Source organism: Paracoccus yibinensis (assembly GCF_030846195.1).
Lineage (GTDB): Bacteria > Pseudomonadota > Alphaproteobacteria > Rhodobacterales > Rhodobacteraceae > Paracoccus > Paracoccus yibinensis.
In genome coordinates, this window is sequence record NZ_JAVCWH010000001.1 from 649,527 (window position 1) to 671,189 (window position 21,663).

22 protein-coding genes and 1 riboswitch are annotated in these 21,663 nt (G+C 65.6%); of the genes, 9 read left to right on the forward strand and 13 right to left on the reverse strand.

What is annotated here, in order from left to right; translation table 11 throughout:
* Window positions 1-12 precede the first annotated feature (12 nt).
* Together RAH32_RS03270 and queA are read right to left on the reverse strand one after the other, a co-directional pair.
* The gene (locus RAH32_RS03270) at window positions 13-1,275 is read right to left on the reverse strand and encodes an MFS transporter (protein WP_306605214.1); all 1,263 of its coding nucleotides are present in this window, start codon (window positions 1,273-1,275) and stop codon (window positions 13-15) included.
* Window positions 1,276-1,351: 76 nt separating this feature from the next.
* Entirely contained in the window at window positions 1,352-2,398 is a 1,047-nt protein-coding gene (gene queA / locus RAH32_RS03275; protein ID WP_306605024.1) for a tRNA preQ1(34) S-adenosylmethionine ribosyltransferase-isomerase QueA, read from the reverse strand.
* Window positions 2,399-2,520: 122 nt separating this feature from the next.
* Here queA and RAH32_RS03280 point away from each other — a divergent pair, with 122 nt between their 5' ends.
* Window positions 2,521-2,814, forward strand: coding sequence for a (2Fe-2S)-binding protein (locus RAH32_RS03280; RefSeq protein WP_306605026.1), 294 nt, complete (start codon window positions 2,521-2,523; stop codon window positions 2,812-2,814).
* Window positions 2,762-3,247 (forward strand): bacterioferritin, encoded by a 486-nt coding sequence (bfr, locus tag RAH32_RS03285; protein WP_306605027.1) that lies wholly within the window; start codon window positions 2,762-2,764, stop codon window positions 3,245-3,247. Before RAH32_RS03280 ends, bfr begins: the two co-directional genes overlap by 53 nt.
* A gap of 30 nt (window positions 3,248-3,277) precedes the next feature.
* Here the strand turns inward: bfr and RAH32_RS03290 are convergent, their stop codons facing one another.
* Window positions 3,278-3,823, reverse strand: a complete 546-nt coding sequence (locus RAH32_RS03290) for a hypothetical protein (protein WP_306605029.1) — start codon at window positions 3,821-3,823, stop codon at window positions 3,278-3,280.
* A gap of 170 nt (window positions 3,824-3,993) precedes the next feature.
* The gene (locus RAH32_RS03295; protein WP_306605031.1) at window positions 3,994-4,668 is read right to left on the reverse strand and encodes an HAD hydrolase-like protein; all 675 of its coding nucleotides are present in this window, start codon (window positions 4,666-4,668) and stop codon (window positions 3,994-3,996) included.
* A gap of 116 nt (window positions 4,669-4,784) precedes the next feature.
* Between RAH32_RS03295 and glmU the strand changes: the two genes are divergently transcribed.
* The gene (gene glmU / locus RAH32_RS03300) at window positions 4,785-6,128 is read left to right on the forward strand and encodes a bifunctional UDP-N-acetylglucosamine diphosphorylase/glucosamine-1-phosphate N-acetyltransferase GlmU (RefSeq protein ID WP_306605033.1); all 1,344 of its coding nucleotides are present in this window, start codon (window positions 4,785-4,787) and stop codon (window positions 6,126-6,128) included.
* The gene (glmS, locus tag RAH32_RS03305) at window positions 6,128-7,945 is read left to right on the forward strand and encodes a glutamine--fructose-6-phosphate transaminase (isomerizing) (protein ID WP_306605034.1); all 1,818 of its coding nucleotides are present in this window, start codon (window positions 6,128-6,130) and stop codon (window positions 7,943-7,945) included. Before glmU ends, glmS begins: the two co-directional genes overlap by 1 nt.
* 36 nt (window positions 7,946-7,981) lie before the next feature.
* On the opposite strand, the gene RAH32_RS03310 is transcribed toward glmS, so the two are convergent.
* The 3 genes from RAH32_RS03310 to RAH32_RS03320 form a co-directional block, all read right to left on the reverse strand.
* Complete coding sequence (locus RAH32_RS03310; RefSeq protein WP_306605035.1) at window positions 7,982-8,455, reverse strand: 6,7-dimethyl-8-ribityllumazine synthase; 474 nt, start codon at window positions 8,453-8,455, stop codon at window positions 7,982-7,984.
* Between the two features lie 74 nt (window positions 8,456-8,529).
* Window positions 8,530-8,662, reverse strand: a riboswitch (FMN riboswitch).
* A gap of 41 nt (window positions 8,663-8,703) precedes the next feature.
* Window positions 8,704-11,628, reverse strand: coding sequence for a PAS domain-containing protein (locus RAH32_RS03315; RefSeq protein ID WP_306605037.1), 2,925 nt, complete (start codon window positions 11,626-11,628; stop codon window positions 8,704-8,706).
* 203 nt (window positions 11,629-11,831) lie between these two features.
* Window positions 11,832-12,494 (reverse strand): calcium-binding protein, encoded by a 663-nt coding sequence (locus RAH32_RS03320; protein ID WP_306605039.1) that lies wholly within the window; start codon window positions 12,492-12,494, stop codon window positions 11,832-11,834.
* Between the two features lie 179 nt (window positions 12,495-12,673).
* On the opposite strand from RAH32_RS03320, the gene RAH32_RS03325 reads away from it, so the two are divergent.
* From RAH32_RS03325 to RAH32_RS03335, 3 genes are read left to right on the forward strand one after another with little or no spacing between them, the layout of a single operon-like run.
* On the forward strand, window positions 12,674-12,985 hold the full coding sequence (locus RAH32_RS03325; protein WP_306605042.1) for a PepSY domain-containing protein: 312 nt from the start codon (window positions 12,674-12,676) through the stop codon (window positions 12,983-12,985).
* The gene (locus tag RAH32_RS03330; protein ID WP_306605043.1) at window positions 12,985-13,647 is read left to right on the forward strand and encodes a response regulator; all 663 of its coding nucleotides are present in this window, start codon (window positions 12,985-12,987) and stop codon (window positions 13,645-13,647) included. Before RAH32_RS03325 ends, RAH32_RS03330 begins: the two co-directional genes overlap by 1 nt.
* Complete coding sequence (locus RAH32_RS03335) at window positions 13,647-15,065, forward strand: sensor histidine kinase (RefSeq protein ID WP_306605045.1); 1,419 nt, start codon at window positions 13,647-13,649, stop codon at window positions 15,063-15,065. The genes RAH32_RS03330 and RAH32_RS03335 overlap by 1 nt, the downstream gene beginning before the upstream one ends.
* On the opposite strand, the gene RAH32_RS03340 is transcribed toward RAH32_RS03335, so the two are convergent.
* From RAH32_RS03340 to tatA, 4 genes are read right to left on the reverse strand one after another with little or no spacing between them, the layout of a single operon-like run.
* Window positions 15,028-15,867 (reverse strand): ATP-binding protein, encoded by an 840-nt coding sequence (locus RAH32_RS03340; RefSeq protein WP_306605047.1) that lies wholly within the window; start codon window positions 15,865-15,867, stop codon window positions 15,028-15,030. The two genes, RAH32_RS03335 and RAH32_RS03340, sit on opposite strands and share 38 nt — an antisense overlap.
* The gene (tatC, locus tag RAH32_RS03345) at window positions 15,867-16,721 is read right to left on the reverse strand and encodes a twin-arginine translocase subunit TatC (RefSeq protein WP_306605050.1); all 855 of its coding nucleotides are present in this window, start codon (window positions 16,719-16,721) and stop codon (window positions 15,867-15,869) included. The genes RAH32_RS03340 and tatC overlap by 1 nt, the downstream gene beginning before the upstream one ends.
* Entirely contained in the window at window positions 16,722-17,201 is a 480-nt protein-coding gene (tatB, locus tag RAH32_RS03350) for a Sec-independent protein translocase protein TatB (protein ID WP_306605052.1), read from the reverse strand.
* A 27-nt stretch (window positions 17,202-17,228) separates the two neighbouring features.
* Entirely contained in the window at window positions 17,229-17,483 is a 255-nt protein-coding gene (gene tatA, locus RAH32_RS03355; protein WP_306605054.1) for a twin-arginine translocase TatA/TatE family subunit, read from the reverse strand.
* 202 nt (window positions 17,484-17,685) lie between these two features.
* Between tatA and RAH32_RS03360 the strand changes: the two genes are divergently transcribed.
* Together RAH32_RS03360 and RAH32_RS03365 are read left to right on the forward strand one after the other, a co-directional pair.
* The gene (locus tag RAH32_RS03360) at window positions 17,686-18,306 is read left to right on the forward strand and encodes a MarC family protein (RefSeq protein ID WP_306605056.1); all 621 of its coding nucleotides are present in this window, start codon (window positions 17,686-17,688) and stop codon (window positions 18,304-18,306) included.
* Entirely contained in the window at window positions 18,303-18,872 is a 570-nt protein-coding gene (locus tag RAH32_RS03365; protein WP_306605058.1) for a retropepsin-like aspartic protease family protein, read from the forward strand. The genes RAH32_RS03360 and RAH32_RS03365 overlap by 4 nt, the downstream gene beginning before the upstream one ends.
* Here RAH32_RS03365 and RAH32_RS03370 read toward each other — a convergent pair.
* Window positions 18,869-20,287, reverse strand: coding sequence for an alkaline phosphatase D family protein (locus RAH32_RS03370; RefSeq protein ID WP_306605060.1), 1,419 nt, complete (start codon window positions 20,285-20,287; stop codon window positions 18,869-18,871). The genes RAH32_RS03365 and RAH32_RS03370 overlap by 4 nt on opposite strands.
* 71 nt (window positions 20,288-20,358) lie before the next feature.
* Window positions 20,359-21,585 (reverse strand): AGE family epimerase/isomerase, encoded by a 1,227-nt coding sequence (locus RAH32_RS03375; protein ID WP_306605062.1) that lies wholly within the window; start codon window positions 21,583-21,585, stop codon window positions 20,359-20,361.
* Window positions 21,586-21,663 lie beyond the last annotated feature (78 nt).

Genomic DNA, 21,663 nt, shown 5'->3' on the forward strand with positions numbered 1-21,663 from the left:
CAAGTCGGCCGGTTACGCGGCGTCAGCGGCCCGCCGGTCGGACGGATCGGACTGCTTTTCGTCCAGGGCGGCCTCGACCACAATGGTCGTGGCATTGGGCGTGATCACCGCGAAGTTGCCCTGTTCCTCGGGCGTCAGCGCGCGGCGGCGGGTGGTGCGCCAGCCCGCATAGACCGTCAGCAGCGCCAGCAGCAGACCCATATAGACCCAGAACCCGTCCGGCCCGATGACCTCCATCAGCCAGCCGGTGATGACCGGGCCGCCCATCGACCCGATGCCATAGATGAACAGCAGCCCGGCCGAGGCCGCCGCCATGTCCGTCTGGTCCAGGTAGTCGTTGGTATAGGCCAGCAGCAGCGCATAGATCGGGTTGACCAGCCCGCCCATTAGCGCGCCCGCGATCACCAGCCCCAGCGTGCCGGGCTGCATAGCCAGCACTGCGACCCCCGTCGCAGCCCCTACGGCCGACAGCATCAGCACCAGCTTGCGACGGTCATAGCGGTCGGAAATCCAGCCGATCGGATATTGCATCACCAACCCGCCCGCATAGCTTGCCGCCACGAAGATCGAGATCTGGGCGACCGATAGGCCGATGGCCGCGCCCCAGACGGACGACATGCCGGACAGCACGGCAAAGACCCCGCCGATCAGGAAGATGCCCACGCATCCCAGCGGAGAGGCGCGGTAAAGCTGCCTGAACGTCATGCGCTTGATGGTCTGGAACTGCGGTGCGGGACGTGCCGACAGAAGGATCGGCATGAAGGCAAAGGACACCAGCACGGATGCGACGATGAACAGCGTATAGCCGCCCGGATCGCTGACATTCAGCAAGGCCTGCGCCGCCACGATCCCCAGAAGCTGCACGATCATATAGGCCGACAGGGTCTGGCCCCGGTTCTCGTTCGTCGATCCGGCGTTCAGCCAGCTCTCGGACGTGATGTAGACGCCGCAGAAGCAGTATCCGATGATGACGCGAAGAAGGGTCCACCAGATCCAGTTGGGTTCGACCGAATACAGCACCAGCACGGACGAGATCATCGACCCAAGCGCCGCGAAGACCCGCACATGGCCCACGTTCTTGATCAGCGCAGGCACAGACAGGCTGCCCAGCAGGAAGCCCGCGTAATAGCCCGACATCGCGACCGACATCTGGAACGTCGGGATGCCCTCGATCCCGCCGCGGATGCCCAGCAGCGTCCCCTGCATCCCGTTGCCGACCATCAGCAGCAGGATCCCCAGGAACAGCGGCCATGTGGTTCGCAGCACGGAAAGCATCATTCATCTCTGATCGGGTTGCAGGAGCGTCCCTGTCTCGCCCATCCGGCGCAAAGGGGCCACCCGGAAAGCGACCCTATGGGATCAGCAGCGACGAATCGCCATAGCTGAAGAAACGGTAGCCCGTCCCAACCGCATGGGCATAGATTTCCCTGATCTTTTCCGGCCCCATCAGCGCCGAGACCAGCATCAGCAGCGTCGATTTCGGCAGGTGGAAATTGGTCATCAGCCCGTCGGTCACCCGGAAGTGATAGCCGGGATAGATGAAGATGTCGGTCGTCCCCTGAAAGGGTCGGACCGTTCCATCGTCCTGCGCGGCAGATTCGATCAGCCGCAGCGCGGTGGTGCCGACCGGGATCACGCGCCTCCCCTCCGCCTTGGCGCGGTTGATCGCAATCGCCGCACCCGCGCCGACCTCGCCCCATTCGGCATGCATCCGGTGGGTGGTCACGTCCTCGACCTTGACCGGCAGGAAGGTGCCCGCACCGACATGCAGGGTGACATGGACGAACTCGACGCCCTTCGCAGCCAGGGTGTCCAGCAGGGCGTCGTCGAAATGCAGGCTGGCGGTGGGGGCCGCGACGGCGCCCTGCCGAGCCGCCCAGACTGTCTGGTAGTCCTGCCGGTCTTGGTCATCGGGCGCCCGCAACGCGGCGATATAGGGCGGCAAGGGCATGGCGCCCACCTTTTGCAGCGCCGCATCGAAGACGTCCCCTTCCGCATCGAAGCGCAGGCGCAATTCGCCATCCGCGATCTGGGCCACCTCGGCGGACAGGGCATCGCCGAACCGGATCACCTCGCCCGGGCGCAGCTTTCGCAAGGGTTTGGCCAGGGCGCGCCAGCCATCGGCCTGGGGTTCCAGAAGCGTCACCTCGATCCCCGCCACGGCCTCACCCTGAGGCGTGACGCGCGTCCGCGTTCCGGTCAGTCGGGCGGGAATGACCTTGGTGTCGTTCAGCACCAGCACATCGCCCGAACGCAGGATGTCCGGCAGGTCGCTGACACGGCGATCCGCAATCCTGCCGCCTTCGGCAAGCAGCAGGCGCGCCGAGGTGCGCGGACGGGCCGGACGCGTGGCAATCAGGCCGGGAGGCAGGTCGAAATCGAAATCGGACAGCTTCATGGCCGCGCTTCTGCGACAGGCCGCCGTGCCGGTCAAGACACGCATCCTTGAATTCCAACCAAAAAAGTCACCTTTACTTTCCCGACAGAATCGCTAGGTTCCCGCTTGATAGGAGACCTGTGATGATCGTCTGCCATTGCACGCAAATCTCGGATCATGAGATCAAGGCGGCCATCGACTGGATGCGGACCGCGGATCCAGAAACGATCATCACGCCGGGCAAGATCTATCACGCCTTGGGCAAACGGGCCGATTGCGGCGGATGTATGCCGCTCTTTCTGGACACCATGCGTCACTGCGATAATCTGGGCGTGGCCCCGCCGATTTTGCGGGCAAAAACAGATATCGCAAAGGACACCCACCATGAAGGGCGACGCAAAGGTCATCGACTATCTCAACGCGGCGCTGCGGTCTGAACTGACCGCCGTCAGCCAGTACTGGCTGCACTATCGTTTGCAGGAAGACTGGGGCTTTGGCCGCATCGCCGACAAGTCGCGCGAGGAATCCATCGAGGAGATGCATCACGCCGATCGGCTGATCGCGCGCATCATCTTCCTGGAAGGCCATCCGAACCTGCAAAAGCTCGATCCGCTGCGCATCGGCCAGAACCTGCGCGAAACGCTGGAAGCGGATCTTGCCGCCGAACATGATGCCCGTTCCCTGTATCTGGAGGCGCGCGAGTATTGTTCCAGCGTCAACGACCAGGTGTCCAAGGCGCTGTTCGACGACCTGATCAAGGACGAGGAAGGCCATATCGACTTCCTGGAAACGCAGATCCAGCTCTACGAGACGATCGGCGCCCAGAACTATGGTCAGTTGAACGCAAAGCCCGCCGACAAGGCGGAGTAATCCTTTGGGCCATCCCTTGCTGGGGTGGCCTTAGCCCTTGACGCGACGCAGCAAGGTCAACGCCAACAGCGCCGCGATCAACATGGGCGCCGCATCGGGCAGAGGGACAGGGACCAGCGGCGGCAATTCGGGCGATGGTGGCTGTTCGATAGCCGGCGTCGTGGGCTGGCCAGGCTTATTCGGAATGGGACCGGTGCTCCCCTCAGGGGGGTTGGACGATGTCTCCTCGACCACCGGTTTGCCCTTGCCCGGCGAACCTGACACCGGTGACCCGCTACCTCCGCCCCACACAGGAACCGGCCAGGACCCTGGGCCGGCGGCGCTGCCCGGGATTCCCGAGGCAAGCGCAATCGCCAGCGGTCCGGCCGCATCCGTCAACAGCGCCATGGGTTCGAATGGCAGTTGATAGGCGTCGTAACCCGCAGGCACCTTGCCTTCCAATGGGCTGTCATCACCCACGACCAAGGTCAGCCGATCGCCATACTGATCACGCTGGACAGCATGAACGGCCGGCCGAAATCCCATGTGGGGGAAAAAATACAGGCACTGTTCTTCGGACGTGCAAAGGGGCTGCATCGCGACACTCGGGACAACATGCCGGTATCAGCGATCCAGCCCGCCCTGCGGGTCTTGAACAATGGCACCGACAAACATGAACAACTTGTTAGCCTCTTCTGGCTAACAAGGGGGTGCCACATTGTAATATGTCTAAATAGTCAGCCTGTTCGGATGGAACCAAACCTGACCTATTCCAACCAACGGCGCGCCAGATCGGGCAATTCGTCGAAATGTCCGATCAAGGCGTCGGGTGCGAGGCGGGAAATCGCCTCCCCCTCGGGTCCGAAGGACACCAGGGCCACCCGAACCCCCGCCGCCGTTGCGGTCTTGCGGTCCGTTTCGGTATCGCCCACCAGAAAGGACGCCTGGACCGTGCCTCCGGCGCGTTCCACCGCTGCGCGATAGGGGCGCGGATCGGGTTTCCTGACCGGCAGCGTATCGGCCGCAACCAGGGATGCGAACCGGCTGCGCACCCCAAGCGCATCCAGCAGGGTTTCGGCCAGGGCGCCGGGCTTGTTGGTGCAGACCGACAGGATATGCCCGTCGGCCGCCAGGCGGTCCAGCGTCTCCTCGACGCCCGGATACAGCTTGGTGTGGACGGCGATGTTTTCGCCGTAATGATCCAGCAGCCGGGGATAATCCTCATCCTCGGCGCCCGGCGGCAGCAGCATGTCAGCGCTCATCCGGCCGTATCCTGCCCGCAGCATCGCCCGCCCGCCGTGGAACGCAGTCAGCGCATCCGCCACCGGGTCCAGGGCAACCTCGATCCCGCGCGCTGCAAAGCAGGCATTCGCCGCCGCGATCAGATCGGCCGAGGTATCGGCAAGCGTCCCGTCCAGATCGAAGACCACCGTTCCCGCCATGCCCCTGCCCTTCCCGTAACGATCCGACACCAAAGGTGAACACACGGGGCTTTCCCCTGCGCGTCGCCCCGATTAGAACGCCCCGCAACGAATTTGAACAGGCATTGGGGACAGGCATGGCAGAGAAACCCGTGGCGATCGTGATCCTTGCGGCCGGACAGGGCAGCAGGATGCAATCCGACCTGCCCAAGGTGCTGCACCGGCTGGCAGGCGCGCCGCTGATCGGCCATGCGCTTGGTGCGGCGCGCACGCTGGAACCGGAACAGGTGATCGTCGTTGCGGGCCATGGCGCCGACCTTGTGACCAAGGCCGTGGGCAGGATCGACCCCGAGGCGCGGATCGTCCTGCAATCCGAACAGCTTGGCACCGGCCATGCCGTCCGCCAAGCCCTGCCGGAACTGGAGGGTTTCGAGGGCCGCGTGATCGTCCTTTACGGCGACACCCCCTTCATCGGCGAGGATACGCTGGCGGCGCTGGCCGCGCACCCCGCCGACCTCGTGGTCCTGGGCTTCGAGGCCGAGGATCCGGGCCGCTATGGCCGGTTGATCCTGACGGCGCGCGGTCTGGAACGGATCGTGGAATTCAAGGACGCCGACGCGGCCACGCGCGAGATTGCGCTGTGCAATTCCGGTGTGATGGCGCTTGATGCAGCCCTGCTGCGGCAACTGATCGTCCGGCTGACGAACCAGAACGCATCGGGCGAATACTACCTGACCGACCTGGTGGCCCTTGCCCGCGCCGAAGGCCGCAGCACCGATGTCGTGACCTGCGACGAATCCGAGACGCTGGGCATCAACACCCGCGCGGAACTGGCCACGGCCGAGGCGGCGTTCCAGGACCGCGCCCGCACCCGCGCGCTGGAGGACGGCGTGACGCTGTGCGATCCCGGCACCGTCTGGTTCGCCCTGGACACGGTGATCGGCCGCGATGCGGTGATCGGCCAGAATGTCGTCTTCGGTCCCGGCGTGACCGTTGAGTCGGGGGCCGAGATCCTGCCCTTCTGCCATCTTGAGGGGTGTCATGTATCCTCGGGCGCGACGGTCGGACCCTTCGCCCGCCTGCGTCCCGGCGCGGAACTGGGCGGCGACGTGCATGTCGGCAACTTTGTGGAAATCAAGAACTCCGTTCTGGACGAAGGCGTGAAGGTCGGCCACCTGACCTATCTGGGTGACGCCCATGTGGGCGAACACACGAACATCGGCGCGGGAACCATCACCTGCAACTATGACGGCGCCATGAAGCACCGGACCGAGATCGGCGCCCGCGCCTTCATCGGCAGCGACACGATGCTGGTGGCGCCCGTGCGCGTGGGCCATGACGCCCTGACCGGATCGGGTTCGGTCATCACCGAGGATGTGCCCGATGGCGCCCTTGGGCTTGGCCGGGCACGGCAGACCACGAAGCCGGGCCTTGCCATCCGCCTGATGGCCGCCCTGCGCGCGAAGAAGGAGGCCCGCTGATGTGCGGCATCATCGGTATCCTCGGCTCTCACGAGGTGTCCCCGCAACTGGTCGATGCACTGCGTCGGCTGGAATACCGCGGCTATGACAGCGCCGGGGTCGCGACCGTCGATGCCAGCGGCCGCCTGGACCGGCGCCGCGCGGTAGGCAAGCTGGTGAACCTGTCCGACCGGCTGGTCCACGACCCCCTGCCCGGCCATATCGGCATCGGCCACACCCGCTGGGCCACCCATGGCGCGGCGACCGAAGTGAACGCCCATCCCCACCAGTCCGGCCCCGTGGCCGTGGTCCACAACGGCATCATCGAGAACTTCCGCGAATTGCGCGAGGAACTGGGCAGTCTGGGCATCCAGCCGCAATCGCAGACCGACACCGAGACCGTGGCGCTGTGGACCGCGCATTACATGACCCAGGGTGCGACGCCGATCGAGGCCGCGCGCCAGACGCTGTCGCGGCTGAAGGGGGCCTTTGCCCTGGCCTTCCTGTTCGACGGCGAACAGGACCTAATGATCGCCGCCCGCAAGGGCAGCCCCCTGGCCATTGGCCACGGCGACAGAGAGATGTTCCTGGGATCGGACGCGGTTGCGCTGGCGCCCTTTACCGACCGGATCACCTATCTGGAAGACGGCGACCACGCCGTCCTGACCCGCGCGGGGGTGCAGATCTTCGACGCCGAGGGCAACCAGACCAACCGCATCGAAGCCCGTATCGACACGGGCGCGACCGCCATCGACAAGGGCGGTTACCGGCATTTCATGGCCAAGGAAATCGCCGAACAGCCCGTGGTGATCGGCGACGTGCTGAACCACTATGTCAAGGGCGACCGGATCGTCCTGCCGGATGGAATCGATTTCCAGGGCATTGACCGGATCAGCCTGGTCGGCTGCGGCACCGCGCATCTGGCGGGCCATGTCGCGAAATACTGGTTCGAACAACTGGCGGGCCTGCCCTGCGACATCGACGTGGCGTCCGAGTTCCGCTATCGCGAACCGCCCCTGTCCGCCCGCAGCTGGTTCATCGCCGTCAGCCAGTCGGGAGAGACCGCCGACACCCTGGCCGCGCTGCATTATGCCAAGGACCATGTCGCCCGGACCATCGGGCTGGTCAACGTGGGCACCTCGGCCATCGCGCGGGATTCCGACATCGCGTTGCCCACCCTGGCAGGGATCGAGGTCAGCGTGGCCTCCTCCAAGGCCTTCACCTGTCAGTTGACGGTGCTGGCGATCCTGGCGCTGAAGGCCGCCCATGACCGGGGGCGCATCGACGATGGCGCATTGGCGGCGCATCTGGCCGACCTGCGGTCCATTCCCGGCCTGATGCAGCAAACGCTGGCCCTGTCGGATGCCTGCCGCGCGCAGTCGGAATGGCTGTCCCAAGCCCGCGACGTGCTGTTCCTGGGCCGGGGCGCCCTTTATCCGGTGGCCCTGGAAGGGGCGTTGAAGCTCAAGGAACTCAGCTATATCCATGCCGAGGGCTATGCCTCGGGCGAATTGAAGCACGGGCCGATTGCGCTGATCGACCGCGACGTGCCGGTGATCGTGCTGGCCCCGCATGACGCGCTGTTCGAAAAGACCGTGTCCAACATGCAGGAGGTCATGGCCCGCCACGGCCCGATCCTGCTGTTGTCGGACGACGACGGCCTGGCCTCGGCCAGCCATGGGGTTCAGGGAAGCCTGCGGATGCCCTCGGGCGGCGGAGTCTTCCAGCCGATCCTTTATGCGATCCCGATGCAGTATCTGGCCTATCACACGGCCGTGGCCAAGGGCACCGACGTGGACCAGCCCCGCAACCTTGCGAAATCCGTCACGGTCGAGTGACGACAGGCGCGCGGGCCGGACCCGCGCGCCATTGCCTTATGCGACCTCGGCGCGGCCCTCGGCGGCGATCCGGGCGTCCAGTTCCAGCATCTGGTGGACGGCATTCGCGGCCTCGGCGCCCTTCTTGACGAAGTGGTCGCGATAGAAACCCGTCAGCAGTTCGGTTTCCTGATAGTTGTGCGGCGTCAGCGAAACCGAAAAGCACGGCACGCCGGTTTCCAGGCCGACATTCATCAGCCCGGTGACAACGGCGGTGGCGACGAAATCGTAGCGATAGATGCCGCCATCCACCACCAGGGCCGCGGCCACAACGGCGTCGTATTTGCCGGTCTGGGCCAGCTTCTTGGCCAGCAGCGGCATCTCGAAGGCGCCGGGCACGTCATAGGCCACGACGGTCGCGCCGGGGATCAGGCGCTTCTGTTCGGCCAGAAAGCCTTCGTGCGCGCGGTCCACGACATCGGAATGCCAGCGGGCCTTGATGAAGGCGATGCGGGGGGTCTTGTGGGTCATCTTTCAGGAACCTTACGTTGCTTGCGTATGGTCCCAGGACACGAGCCATGACCGCCCCCTGGGAGGGACGCGGCCACGGTTCTCTTTCATCCAGACTATGACTGTCGGCCCCGGAGTTTCACCGGATCTGCTGGCCCTTTCGTTGCCGAAAGGCGCTCGCGGGCTGTGACCGCCGGTGGGGAATTGCACCCCGCCCTGAGAACGGCCCCTGATTACCACGCATCTGCCCGTCCGCCAAGGGGCGCGCGTCACCCCATCCGCGCCAGGGCCTGTTCGACCGCGCCGCGCAACTGATCCTCGCCATAGGGCTTGCACAGCAGGATGGTCTGGCCGGGACAGTTCACCGGAAGGTGGCTGTCACCGGTCGCATAGACCACCGCCAGTCCCGGCTGGATTTCCACGGCATGCCGCGCCAGATCGTTGCCGTTCATGTCGGGCAAGCCAAGGTCGGTCAGCAGCAGGTCGAAGTCCTGTTCCTTCAGCTTGCTCAGCGCCGGGGCGGCCTTGCCTGCCTGGAAGACGTCATGGCCCATCTCCTCCAGCATGATGGCTGTGTCCGCGCGGATCAGGGCGTTATCCTCGACCAGAAGGATGGACACAGGGCGGTCCGGGCGGGGATCGGGCTGCGGCCGGGGATCGGGTTGCGATGCGGACGCGGGCTGCGGCGTGGGATCAGACGTGCCCTGCGCCTCGGCCGCCAGGGTTTCCTGCCGGGCATTGGCGATCACATGACGCAGCCGGCGGGCCAGGGCCTCGCGCGGATAGGGTTTCGACAACAGTTCGACACCCGGATCCAGCCGCCCGCCATGGACGATGGAATTCTCGGTATAGCCCGAGGTGAACAGCACCCCCAGCCCCGGCAGGATCTCTTGCGCGCGGCGCGCCATGTCCCGGCTGGACAGCCCGCCGGGCATCACCACATCGGTGAACAGCACGTCGATATGCAGCCCGCTTTCAACCACCGCAAGCCCAGCCTGCGCGTCCCGCGCGGTCAGCACCTTATAGCCCAGCGATTCCAGCAGATCGACCACGGTGGCGCGCACCGCCTCGTCATCCTCGACCACCAGGATGGTCTCGGAACCGCCCACCACGGGACCGTTGAACTGCGGGGCGTCGGTTTCCTCGTCGCTGTCGGATCGGGGCAGATAGATGCGCACGGTCGTTCCTTCGTTCACCTCACTATAGACCGACACGTGCCCCCCCGATTGCTTGACGAACCCATAGACCATCGACATCCCCAGACCGGTGCCGCGCCCTTCGGGCTTGGTGGAATAGAAGGGATCGAAGATCCGCTCCAGCACCTCGGGGCTCATGCCGCAGCCGGTGTCGGTCACGGCCAGCATCACGTAATCTCCGGCCCGAACATCGCCCGCCGTCACCGCATAGGCATCATCCAGTTGCGTGTTCGCCATCTCGATGGTCAGGCGGCCGGGGCCGTCCATGGCATCGCGGGCATTGATCGCCAGGTTCAGAAGCGCGCTTTCCAGATGAGCGCGATCCACGCAGATATTCCACAAACCTTCGGGCACGATCACCTCGACCTCGATCGCCTCGCCCAGGGAACGGCGCAGCATCTCGTCCATTTCGTTGACCAAGCGGCAGGGCTGGATCACCCGCGGCTCCAGCGGCTGGCGGCGGCCAAAGGCCAGAAGCTGGCTGGCAAGCTTGGCCCCGCGTGCGACAGCGGACAGGGCATTGTCCACCCGCTGGCCGGCCCTGGCATTGCCCTCCACGTCCTTGGACAGCATCTGAAGGTTTCCGGCGATCACCTGGAGAAGATTGTTGAAATCGTGCGCCACGCCGCCGGTCAACTGCCCCATGGATTCCATCTTCTGCGACCGGTGCAGCGCCCGTTCCGTGGTGCGATGCCGGTCGATTTCGTCGGCGACGCGGGCCTCGAGCGTTTCGTTCAGGCGGCGCAACTGTTCCTCGGCCCGCTCGCGATGGGTTATCTGGCGCTGCAAATCCTCGGCCTGGGCCTGCAACTGCGCCTCGGACAGGCGCTGTTCGGTGATGTCGGTGTGAACGCCCACCCATTCCCTGATATCGCCCCCGTCGTTCAGCGTGGGCACGGCGCGGATGGCGAAAATGCGGTACTCACCGTCCGCGCAACGCACCCGGTGTTCCCATTCGAAGGTCGTTTGGCCGGCAAGCGCCCGGTGCCAGGCCTCGACAGTGGGGGCGCGGTCGTCGGGATGCACGGCATCCGCCCAGCCGTATTCCTGATAGTCGTCGAAATCCTGGCCGGTCAGCGCGGCCCAGCCCCTCTGCTCACCGATCATCCGGCCATCGGCGCTGTTGGTCCACAAGACGCTGTGAATTGCCTCCACCGCGGCGCGGAAGCGGTCGTTGCTGTCGCGTAGCTGGTTTTCGGTCTGCTTGCGATCCTCGATGTCGATCAGGATCATGTAGACGCCGTCGATCCGCTCCTCTCCCGACTTCCGGGGCAGGCAACGCATCTCGAAGGCACGAGGGCGGTCGCCGGGCAGGCGGACGGTTGCATCGACATTCACCGTTTCGCCCAGAAGGGCGCGGTTCAGCATATCCTCGGTCAGGGCGGCCTGGGCGGATCCCAGGATGTCCCCGATCCGCTTGCCGATCACCTGTTCATGGGTGATGCCGAACACCTCGAGATAGCACTGGTTTGCGAACCGGAAGACCAGCGACTTGTCCAGGAACGCCACCAGGATCGGCAGGGCGTCGGACAGATGGTAAAGTTCGGCCCGGCTTTCCGCCAGCGCCTCTCGCGCGCGGACCGACTGGGTGATGTCCAGCACCGTGCAAAGCACGCCATCCACGCGGATGCCGGTGTCGTCATAGATCGGCGTGTAGAACAGGTCGAAGACCACGTCCTCGGGGTGGCCGTTGCGGTGCAGGACCATGCGCTGTTCACGGAAGGCCTGAACCTCTCCGCGCAGGCCGCGTTCCAGGATGGCGCGGTTCCAGTCCCAGATTTCGGGCCAGACATCGGGAACCCTGCCGCCCAGGGCGCGCGGGTGATAGTTCGCGGCGATCTCGGCATAGCCGTCGTTGTAGATCATCACGTGATCCGGTCCCCACATCAGCACCTGTGGAATGGGGGAGTTGACCAGCGAATTGACCTTGATCCGCAGGTGCTGCGGCCATCGGTCGATCGGACCCAGCGACGTGCGCGACCAGTCGAAATTCCGCACAAGGTCGCCGCAAGAGCCGCCGCCCACAGGCCAGGAAGAAGGGGAAGACAGCTCTGTCATTATCGTGCGCGCCCGCAAAGTCCGGAATGATCGCCGGAAATTAGGCAGGGATTTCGCAGGCTGCAAGCAAGGACCGTGCGGCAGGAACGCCAGTCAACGTAAATCAATCGGGCGGGCTGGCCCGCCCGCCCGAACCGTTGATCTCAGAACGTGAAATCGCCCAGGTCCAGCTGGCCGCGCTGCATGTCGGCGATGGTGATCGAGGTGGCCGCATCCAGCACCAGCACCAGGTCCGAACCCTGTTGCCTGGCATTGGCGATGATCTGGCTGACCTGGGCGCGGCTGAAATCGTCCAGGTCGATCCGGTCGATGCCATTCTGGAAATCGACGATGCGGTCACGGCCGTCGCCGCGTTCGAATTCGAAGACATCGGCGCCCATTCCGCCGTTCAGGACATCATTGCCCGAATCGCCGTCCAGCCGGTCGTTACCGGTGCCGCCCCACAGCAGGTCGTTACCGCTGCCGCCGTCCAGGTCGTCGTTGTCGGCGCCGCCATACAGACGGTCGCTGCCGCGTCCGCCATCCAGTTCGTCCCGGCCTGCGCCTCCGTCCAGGATGTCGTTGCCGTCGTCGCCGTCCAGTTCGTCGTTGCCGTTCTGGCCCCAGATCCGGTCATCCCCGGCCCCGCCCTCGATCTCGTCCTGGCCGTCGCCGCCATACAGACGGTCTGCGCCGTCGCCGCCATGGATGTCGTCGTTGCCGCCATAACCATTGATCAGGTCATTGCCGCGCAGCCCTGCCAGCCAGTCGGCCAGCGACGTGCCGCCGATGGTGTCCGCCGCGTTGGTGCCTGTCTTGCGTGCCATATGCGTATTCCTTTCCTGAACAGGGGGCCAAGGCCCAAGGCATGACCCCGGTGATGCGAATCGATCCTAGTCCATGGGGGCTGACAGGCTTCTGACCGGGATCGTCAGGAAATTGTCAGCAGGACATCCCTGCGGAAAATGTCAGCGGATTGTCAGCGACATTCCGCTAGTGTCGGGCCATGAAACATCTGCTTGCCATCACCCTTGCCTTGCTTGTTCCGTCCACCGTGGGCGGCCAGCAGGACGTCGTTCCCGACTTCGAACTGGCCCAGGGCGCCGTCGAACGGGGGGAAATCCTGCCGCTGGCCCGGATCCTGGGATTGCTCAAGGACGAACATCCCGGCACCGTGGTCGAGATCGAGCTTGAATACGAAGGCGACATCCGCGTCTATGAGGTCGAACTGATCACCCCCTCGGGCCGGTTGATCGAAGTCGATATGGAAGCCGCAACCGGACGTGTGCTGAAGGTCGAGGAGGAGAACGACGACTGATGCGCGCCCTTGTGGTCGAAGATGACCGCCGCATCGCCTCGGATCTGGAACGTGCGCTGTCATCGGCCGGATTCCGGGTCGAGCGGATCGAGGATGGCGAAACCGCCTGGTTTCGCGGCGGCACCGAAAGCTATGATCTGATCGTGCTGGATCTGGGGCTGCCCCGGCTGGACGGGCTGACGGTCCTGAAACGCTGGCGGGCCGAGGGCTGCGAAAGCCCGGTCCTGATCCTGACCGCGCGCGGCGCCTGGACCGAAAGGGTCGAGGGCATCGATGCGGGCGCGGACGATTACCTGCCCAAGCCATTTCGGATGGAGGAGCTGATCGCCCGCGCCCGCGCCCTTGTGCGACGATCCGGGGGGCGGGCGACCTCGATCCAGCAGGTCGGGGATCTGCTGGTGGACCTGAACCGCATGTCCGTGGCGGTGTCCGGGGTGCCTGTGTCCGTGACGCCTCTGGAATACCGGCTGCTGTCCTATCTGACGCTGCACCGTGACCGGACGGTTTCGCCCTCGGAACTGCTGGAACACCTGTATGGCGACGACGACGCCCGCGACGCCAACGCGCTCGAGGCGGTGATCGCCCGGCTGCGGCGCAAGGTCGGACCGGGCGTGATCCAGACCCGGCGCGGCTTCGGCTATGACCTGGGTGTCGCGGGCTGATGCGGCGGTCCCTGCGGCTGCGGCTGCTGGTGGTCGGCGCTTTTGCGATCATCGCCACATTGGGGGGCGCCGCGCTTGGGCTGGCGCTGCTGTTCGAACGTCACGTCGAACGGGTGGCGGTGAGCGACCTGGAAGCCCGTGCATTGACCCTGGCAGGGATCGTCGAACATGACGCCAATGGGGTGCCCCGCCTTGCCGCACCCCCGGCGGACCGGCTGTATCGGCAGCCCTTTTCCGGGCACTACTGGCAGGTCGCCTTGGGGGACCAGGTGGAACGGTCGCGATCCCTGTGGGACCATACCCTGCCCATGGACCGCCCCGCCCCCCCGCCCGGCCGCAGCGCGGTGCTGTCCCTGCCCGGTCCCATGGGCGAGCGGCTGCTGGTCGTGGAACAGGCGCTGCTGGTGGGGCGCGATCCAGAACCCCTGGTGCTGCGCATCATCGTCGCCGCGGACCGGGCCGAACTGACGGCGGCGAGGCAGGATTTCCTGGATGATCTGATGCCCTATCTGGCCTTTCTGGCCCTGCTGCTGATGACCGCATCCTGGCTGCAAGTCCGCATCGGCCTGGCCCCCCTGGCCCAGGTCGCGGACCGCGTGCAGGCCCTGTCCCAGGGCCGGCGGTCGCGCATCGGCACCGACCTGCCGGACGAAATGCTGCCCCTGTCGCATCAACTGGACGCGTTGCTGGATGCGCGCGATGCCGAACTGCTGCGGGCACGGCACCGTGCCGGCGATCTGGCCCATGGCTTCAAGACCCCGCTCCAGGCGCTGCTGGGCGATGCCCGCGCATTGCGCCAGAGAGGCGAGACGGACATTGCGGACAGTATCGAAATGGTCATTGCCTCGATGCGGCGTCTGGTTGACCGCGAACTGGCGCGCGCGCGCATCCAGTCGGACCGCCGCGCGGCCAAGGCCGATCCTGCGGCGATCACCACGCGGCTGGTCCAGGTTCTGCGCCGGACTCCGAAAGGGTCCGATCTGGACTGGCATTTGCAGGCGCCCCTGACCGGCCCGCAGGCTCGCATCGACCCCGATGACCTGACCGAGGCACTTGGCGCCTTGCTGGAAAACGCGATGCAGCACGCCGTCGCAACCGTCACCGTCACGGTCACGGCCGCATCCGATCGCGTCGTCATCAGCATCTGCGACGACGGCCCCGGCGTCCCGGACGAGGCACTGGCGCGGCTGTCCCAACGCGGGCTGCGCCTTGATGAAAGCGGCGAAGGGCAAGGTATCGGGCTGGCCATCGTCAGCGACATCGCCGAGGCGGCGGACGGACGACTGTCCTTCCGCAATGCCGATCCCGGCCTGTGCATCGAACTGACCCTGGCGGCCGCCCCGCCACCCAAACAGGCGGCTGTCCAGGGGAACGTCCGTCCTAGACGGCGATCCCGTGCCGGCCCGCCAGATCGGTAAAGAACTGCCAGGCCACCCGGCCCGACCGGCCCCCGCGCGTGGCCTGCCATTCGATCGCCTCGGCCCGCAGGGCATCGGGGTCGATGGTCAGTCCGTAAGCCGCGCAGTAGCCCCGCACCATCGCCAGATATTCGTCCTGGGAACAGGGATGGAAACCCAGCCAAAGCCCGAAACGGTCGGACAGGGACACCTTTTCCTCGACCGCCTCGCCAGGATGGATGGCGGTGGCGCGTTCGTTGTCGATCATGTCGCGCGGCATCAGGTGGCGGCGGTTCGACGTGGCATAAAGGATCACGTTCGCAGGCCGCCCGCTGATGCCGCCGTCCAGCACGGCCTTCAGCGACTTGTATTGCGTATCGTCATGGCTGAAGGACAGGTCGTCCGAAAACAGCAGGAACCGCTTGTCCGTGGCGCGACCCAGGATCGCCAGCAACCGCCCGACCGAACCCAGGTCGTCGCGGGCGATTTCCACCAAGACCAGGGGCAGGCCTTCTGCCACGGCCTCGGCATGGACGGCCTTGACCAGCGACGACTTGCCCATCCCCCGCGCGCCCCACAACAGGGCGTTGTTCGCACCGAAGCCGCGCGCGAATTGCAGGGTGTTGTCCAGCAGGATCTGCTTGGCACGGTCTATGCCGATCAACTGGACCAGATCGACCCGGTCCACGACATCGACAGGCTCAAGCCGGTCTGGATCGGGATGCCAGACATAGGCCGTCGCTTCCGTAAAGCTGGGCGCAGGCACAGGCGGCGGGGCCAGGCGTTCCAACGCCTCGGCGATGCGGCGCAGGTCGTCGGGCATCAGGCGTCTTCGTCCCACAGTCCCTGGGCACGAAGTTCCTTTTCGCGCGATTTCTCGATCTGCCGGACCACCTGGATCGAAATCTCGTACAGCCCGTAAACGACCGAGAACAGCACAAGCTGGCTGCCCACGTCGGGCGGCGTCAGACAGGCGGCCAGCGTCAGGATCACCACCACCGCATAGCGGCGCGTGCTGGCCAAGGTCTGGGCGGACACCAGCCCCGCGCGTCCCATAAGGGCCAGGGCCACCGGCAACTGGAACGACAACCCGAAAGCCAGGATGAACCGCGTCGTCAGGTTCAGGTACTCGCTGACCGACCCCTGGAACACGATGCCCGCAAGCTCGGTGTTCGTCGATGCCTCGAGTGCGGCGGGATCGTCGGGCAGCGCCAGCGGACCCTGCTGGAAGCCCAGGAAGAACGAGAACACCATCGGCAGGATGACGTAATAGGCGAATGCTGCGCCAATGGCGAACATCACCGGCGATGCGATCAGGAACGGCAGGAACGCCCGCTTTTCGCTGCGATAAAGGCCCGGCGCCACGAAGCGCCACAATTGATAAGCGATGATCGGGAAGGCCAGGATGAAGCCGCCGAAGAACGAGATCCGCAGGGCCACGGTAAAGCCCTCCTGCAGCTTCAGCAGGATCAGCCCGCATTCCTGCCCGCGATCTTCCAGCGCGGCGCAGATCGGCTTGGTCAGGAAGTTGTAGATCGGGTTCCAGACCAGATAGCACAGGACCATCGCCACCACGAAGGCCAGCGCAGACCAGATCAGGCGGCTGCGCAGTTCCTTGAGATGCTCGATCAGCGGGGCCGAGCTGTCGTCCAGCTCATCGACGTTCTGCGATGACACTTATTGGTCCTTCATGTCCGAACGGCGGACACCGGCGATGCGGCGCGAGGTGTCCGACATCGGGGCGGCGGCGGGTTCGTTTGCGGCCTGCATGGCGGCAGGCACGGGTGGCGCGTCCAGGGGCCGGGCATCGGCGGGGGCGGCAGGCGCCGCCGGGTCCGGCCGGGGCCGAACGGCCTTGTCCAGGCTGGATCTTGGATCCCACTCCTCGAATCGGGTCGCGGCCCGGTCCAGGGCATCCAGGCCCAGCGACTTCTTCGAGGTCAGGTTCTTCAGGTCCCTCAGATCCTTGGTCGCCTCGCTGATGCCGCTGCCCTTGGCGGCATCCTCCATCGCGCTTGTGAATTCCCGCGCCATGGACCGTGCCCGCGCCGTGATCCGGCCCAGGGTATGAAACAGCTTCGGCAAATCCTCGGGACCGATGACGATCAGCGCGACGACACCGATCAGCAGCAGTTCGCTCCACCCGACATCAAGCATTCTGGAACCCCTGTCCCGGTTTCGGGATCACACGCGGGGTTCGTTCGAAGGGGTCACATCGCGGGCTTCGGTGCCCGGAACCGGCTGGATGGGCTGGACCGGCTTGTCCAGGGCGGCATTGCGTTCCGCATTGGCTTCCGAAGTGCCGTCGTTCAGGCCCTTCTTGAAGGCGGTGATGCCCTTGCCGAATTCGCCCATCAGCGAGGAAACCTTGCCGCGGCCGAACAGGACCAGGACCACGATGGCGATAACAAGCAGTGCCATGGGGGACGGCATGTGCATTTCAGTTCTCCAGTTCCAGGGCCAGGCCGCGGCCTGGGTTCAACCAATCTGCGGAATATAGGCCCTATGCCACCGCAGCGAAAGCCCAACTGCCATGATTCGAGGCCTTCTTCATTAATCTGAAACAAACTGACGTTATTTTGAAAAGGCCGTCCCCCGCCGCCCGGCTTGGCAGAGCCGGGCGTGCAGGCCATAAGCACGCATGGATCTGTCGCTTTACATCACCGCTTTCGTGACCCTTTTCGTGGTGATCGACCCTGTCGGTCTTGCGCCGGTCTTCATCGCGCTGACGCCGGGAATGACGGCGGCGCAGCGCCGCCGCATCGGGGCGCGCGCCCTGCTGATCACCGCCGTGCTGATGCTGATCTTCGGCCTTGCGGGCGAGTCGATCCTGGGCGCCATCGGGATTTCGATTTCCGCCTTTCGCATTGCCGGGGGCCTTTTGCTGTTCCTGACGGCGCTGGACATGCTGTTCGAACGGCGCACCGAACGGCGCGAGAACCAGGGCGAAGGCGATCCCCTGCATCACGATCCGTCCGTCTTCCCGCTGGCGATGCCTCTGCTGGCGGGACCGGGCGCGCTTGCCTCGATGATTCTCTTGATGGGCGAGGCGCCGGGCATCGGCCACATGCTGATGGTGAACCTGGTGATGCTGTCCGTTCTGGTTATCGCCATGGCGCTGTTCGTCATCGCCACCCCCCTGGCGCACGCGCTTGGGCGCACGGGCGTGATGGTGGTTACGCGTCTTCTGGGTATGCTGCTGGCGGCGCTGTCGGTGCAATTCGTCATCGACGGGCTGAAGGGATCGGGGCTGTTCCCATGACCGACGACGATACGATGCAGCTTGTCTATTACGGCGCGCTGCTGCTGGTGATCGGGGGCGCGATGGTCTTCGAACTGGCGGGACGCGGCGGACAGGTTCTTCGCCAGTTGATCCTGTGGGTGGTGATCTTTGCGGGCGCCACGCTGGTTGCGAACTGGTGGATCGAAGGCGACGCCCCGGTCCAGCAAGTGCTGGAAAGCGGCCGAATCGAGATCCCGGTCGGCCGCGACGGCCATTTCCACCTGAACGCCCTGGTGAACGGACAGCAGGTGCGCTTCATGGTCGATACGGGCGCGTCGTCCATCGCGCTTGGCCCGGCGGATGCGCGCCGCGTCGGACTGGATCCGGACAACCTCGCCTATGTCGGCACCGCCATGACCGCGAACGGCCGGGTCGAGACCGCCCCCGTCACCATCGACAGGATCGCCATCGGCGACATCGTGGACCGGAATGTCCGCGCCTATGTGATCGGCGCGGATCTGGACGGGTCGTTGTTGGGAATGTCCTATCTGCGGACCTTCGCGCGGGTCAGCTTTGAAGGCGATCTGCTGATCCTGGAACGTTAATCCAGGGCCAGGGGCGGCGTGGGCCCGCTGTCTTCCAGATGCCAGACCGCCTGCCACCGTCCGTCGCGGCGATCCAGCGTCAGGAAATTGCGTTCCGCCACATAGCGGTGCCTTTGGCCCGGCAGCGGTTTGATGCGGATCGGGTGGCCCTGCAAGGGCGCATCGCCCAGCCCCGCGAACAGGCCAAGGGCGCGGGCATAGGCCTTGGGCGGCGCGCGATGCGAGATGCCCGAGGCGACAAGCTGGTGGACCCGCGTGGCGTCCGGTCCCATCTCGGCCCGCGTCGCGAGGTGGATTTCGCCCGACAGCACCGTCACGGGGGCCGCCTTGCGCATCCGCAGCACCTGGCCCAGCATCCGCCGCCATTCGTCGCGATGCGCATGGCTTTGCCACTGGTCGCGCAGGTCGTCCTCGTAATGCTGCATCCGGGGAATCACCATCATCAGCGATTCCATCAGCGACAGGCGCGGCCCCAGCAGGGGCACGCTGGACACCATGAAGACGTGATCGCCCGTGGGGCGCAGCGATTCGACCGCCTTCCAGCCCGCATCCCCCATTACCCGGTGGCGGTGTCGTTCGGACCGCAGGTCGGGCGCGAACAGCGTCACCCCCGGAAGGTCGCGCCGCCATCCCAGGTTATGCCCCGTCGGATCCATGAACAGCGCCGGCACATCCTTGTCGGTCGCGCCGTGCTGGAACAGCAGATACATCCGCCGCGCCACGCGGAACAGCGCCTGCCCCACGGCGGATGACGTGCGGCTTTCGGGCAGCGATCCCCAGCCGTCGCAGATGTCGTGATCGTCCCAGACCGACAGCGACGGCACGCTTGCGAACAGATCCGCACAGCCTTCGGCCGCAAGGACCATCATGTAGCGTTCGGCGAAGCGGCGCTCCAGGTGCCGGGTCAGGCTGTCCAGATCGGCGGGCGACGGATCGGCCGGAACATGATCGGGCCAGGCCTCTGACAGGGGATGGCCGTGCGTCGCCTCGTCGGCATAGATCTGGTCTCCGCCTTGCAGCAGCAGGGCGAAGGGGTCGCGGGCGTGATCGTCCGCAAGGCGCGCCCACATCAGGTTGCGTTCGGCCTGATCGCGATCCAGATCGCCGTTTTCCTCGCCGTTGCAGGACACAAAGGCGATGCGGATGTTCCCGTCCAGACGGGTGGCGACCGGGTGGTCGCGCCCGTCCAGGTGATAACCCGCCTCGCCCACGGCCAGGGTGAAATCGTGCCGCCAGATCGACAGGTCCGCCACCTGCGCCAGCAGCATCGGCGCGATTTCGCCGCCCCGGATGCGCACCGGACCGGGCGCCATGGCGTCCCGAGGGCGGATGGTGATGGCGGCAAGGCGCAGACCCTGGGTATCGCAGCCCCGAAAATGCAGGATCGGACCCGCGAAACCGTCTTCTTGCCTCATCCCGTCGTCGCACCCTTTGGCTGTCTGTCAGGGTGACAGATAAACGCTGTGGCCCGGATTGCACCCCCGCATCAGGATTTTAGCGGCTTTGTGTTCGCCAGGGCCTGCGCCTGACGGGACAAATCCCCGACCAGGGGAAACAGATCCGCCTGCAACGCATGATAGATGTCGGGCTTGCCCTGAAACTGTCCGCCAGTCGGACCACCCGGTTCGGGGAACCAGCCGCCGCGGTCGTGGTCGATCAGCTGCGCATCGGCAAAACGCCACAAGCGGCGATACCACTCCTCTTCCTGAGGCTGCGGATCCAGCTTGATCAGCGCCGCCAGCGCACCGATCGCCTCGGTCACGGGCCACCAGTAACGGTCGGCGCGTCCCACGCGGCCACCCGCGTCCAGCGTATAGGCCAGCCCGCCCTGCCCCAGCCAGGCATCGCGCAGCGCGGTTTCGACCAGCAGCCGCGCCTGCGCTGGCGCAGCACTGTCCGGGCGGCCTGCCAGATCCCAGCATTGCAGCAGCAGGCGCGCCATCTCGAACGAATGGCCAGGAGTGGTGCCGGCTGGACGGAACATCGGGTTGCCCTCGTAACCTGGATCGGGACGCCAGCGGTCGTCGTAATGTTCCGGTATGCGCCACCCGTTCGCGGCGGCCTGCCCCGCAATGAAAAAATCCAGGATCCCGCCCGCGCGCCGCAGGTATTCGCCTTCGCCCACGGCTTCGAAGGCGGCCAGCAGCGCCTCGACCCCATGCATGTTGGCGTTCATCCCGCGATAGGTGGAAAAGGGCTGCCAGTCGCGGGTGAACTCGTCGCGAAACAGCCCCGCCTGCGGGTCCCAGAACCGATCCTCCAGAACCTGTGCGGCATCCGCCAGCAGGCGGTCGGCATCGGGATGCCCCGCCAGTTTCGCCGTGGACGCCGCCAGCAGCACGAAGACATGCCCATAGGCCAGCTTCGTGTCATCGGCGGCCGCCCCGTCCCGCAGCGCCCAGACATAGCCGCCATGCCGGGCGTCGCGATGCCCGCGCCACAGCAGATCCAGGCCCCGGTCGATGATCCCTGCCCTGTCGTCCCGCCCGGCAAGCTGACCCAGGGCATAGGAATGGACCAACCGTGTCGTGACGTGCAGTTCCAGCAGGCCATCCCCCAGGGGCCGCCCCGCCGGGTCCAGGGATGCAAGGCCGTCCGGCACCGCGCTGGCATCGAAGAAATCCAGCGCCCGGTTCGCATCGCGGATCAGGAACTCGCGGTGCGCCGGATCGTGCAGCCATGTCGCGGATGCGTCATTTCCCGGTCTGTTCACGGTTTCACCCCTTGGCTTGCACAAAAAATTCATCACAGCACTTGAAATACAGGACCGGTCATGTCACGTGAATACCCA

Bases quoted from the DNA above. Each gene is read 5' to 3' on its own strand.
- RAH32_RS03360 (WP_306605056.1), top strand. From the start codon at position 17,686: ATGGATCTGTCGCTTTACATCACCGCTTTCGTGACCCTTTTCGTGGTG.
- tatB (WP_306605052.1), bottom strand. From the start codon at position 17,201: ATGCTTGATGTCGGGTGGAGCGAACTGCTGCTGATCGGTGTCGTCGCG.
- RAH32_RS03310 (WP_306605035.1), bottom strand. From the start codon at position 8,455: ATGACCCACAAGACCCCCCGCATCGCCTTCATCAAGGCCCGCTGGCAT.
- RAH32_RS03325 (WP_306605042.1), top strand. From the start codon at position 12,674: ATGAAACATCTGCTTGCCATCACCCTTGCCTTGCTTGTTCCGTCCACC.
- RAH32_RS03340 (WP_306605047.1), bottom strand. From the start codon at position 15,867: ATGCCCGACGACCTGCGCCGCATCGCCGAGGCGTTGGAACGCCTGGCC.
- RAH32_RS03335 (WP_306605045.1), top strand. From the start codon at position 13,647: ATGCGGCGGTCCCTGCGGCTGCGGCTGCTGGTGGTCGGCGCTTTTGCG.
- RAH32_RS03270 (WP_306605214.1), bottom strand. From the start codon at position 1,275: ATGCTTTCCGTGCTGCGAACCACATGGCCGCTGTTCCTGGGGATCCTG.
- RAH32_RS03365 (WP_306605058.1), top strand. From the start codon at position 18,303: ATGACCGACGACGATACGATGCAGCTTGTCTATTACGGCGCGCTGCTG.
- RAH32_RS03280 (WP_306605026.1), top strand. From the start codon at position 2,521: ATGATCGTCTGCCATTGCACGCAAATCTCGGATCATGAGATCAAGGCG.
- bfr (WP_306605027.1), top strand. From the start codon at position 2,762: ATGAAGGGCGACGCAAAGGTCATCGACTATCTCAACGCGGCGCTGCGG.
- queA (WP_306605024.1), bottom strand. From the start codon at position 2,398: ATGAAGCTGTCCGATTTCGATTTCGACCTGCCTCCCGGCCTGATTGCC.
- RAH32_RS03290 (WP_306605029.1), bottom strand. From the start codon at position 3,823: ATGCAGCCCCTTTGCACGTCCGAAGAACAGTGCCTGTATTTTTTCCCC.
- RAH32_RS03295 (WP_306605031.1), bottom strand. From the start codon at position 4,668: ATGGCGGGAACGGTGGTCTTCGATCTGGACGGGACGCTTGCCGATACC.
- glmS (WP_306605034.1), top strand. From the start codon at position 6,128: ATGTGCGGCATCATCGGTATCCTCGGCTCTCACGAGGTGTCCCCGCAA.
- glmU (WP_306605033.1), top strand. From the start codon at position 4,785: ATGGCAGAGAAACCCGTGGCGATCGTGATCCTTGCGGCCGGACAGGGC.
- RAH32_RS03320 (WP_306605039.1), bottom strand. From the start codon at position 12,494: ATGGCACGCAAGACAGGCACCAACGCGGCGGACACCATCGGCGGCACG.
- RAH32_RS03330 (WP_306605043.1), top strand. From the start codon at position 12,985: ATGCGCGCCCTTGTGGTCGAAGATGACCGCCGCATCGCCTCGGATCTG.
- tatA (WP_306605054.1), bottom strand. From the start codon at position 17,483: ATGCACATGCCGTCCCCCATGGCACTGCTTGTTATCGCCATCGTGGTC.
- RAH32_RS03370 (WP_306605060.1), bottom strand. From the start codon at position 20,287: ATGAGGCAAGAAGACGGTTTCGCGGGTCCGATCCTGCATTTTCGGGGC.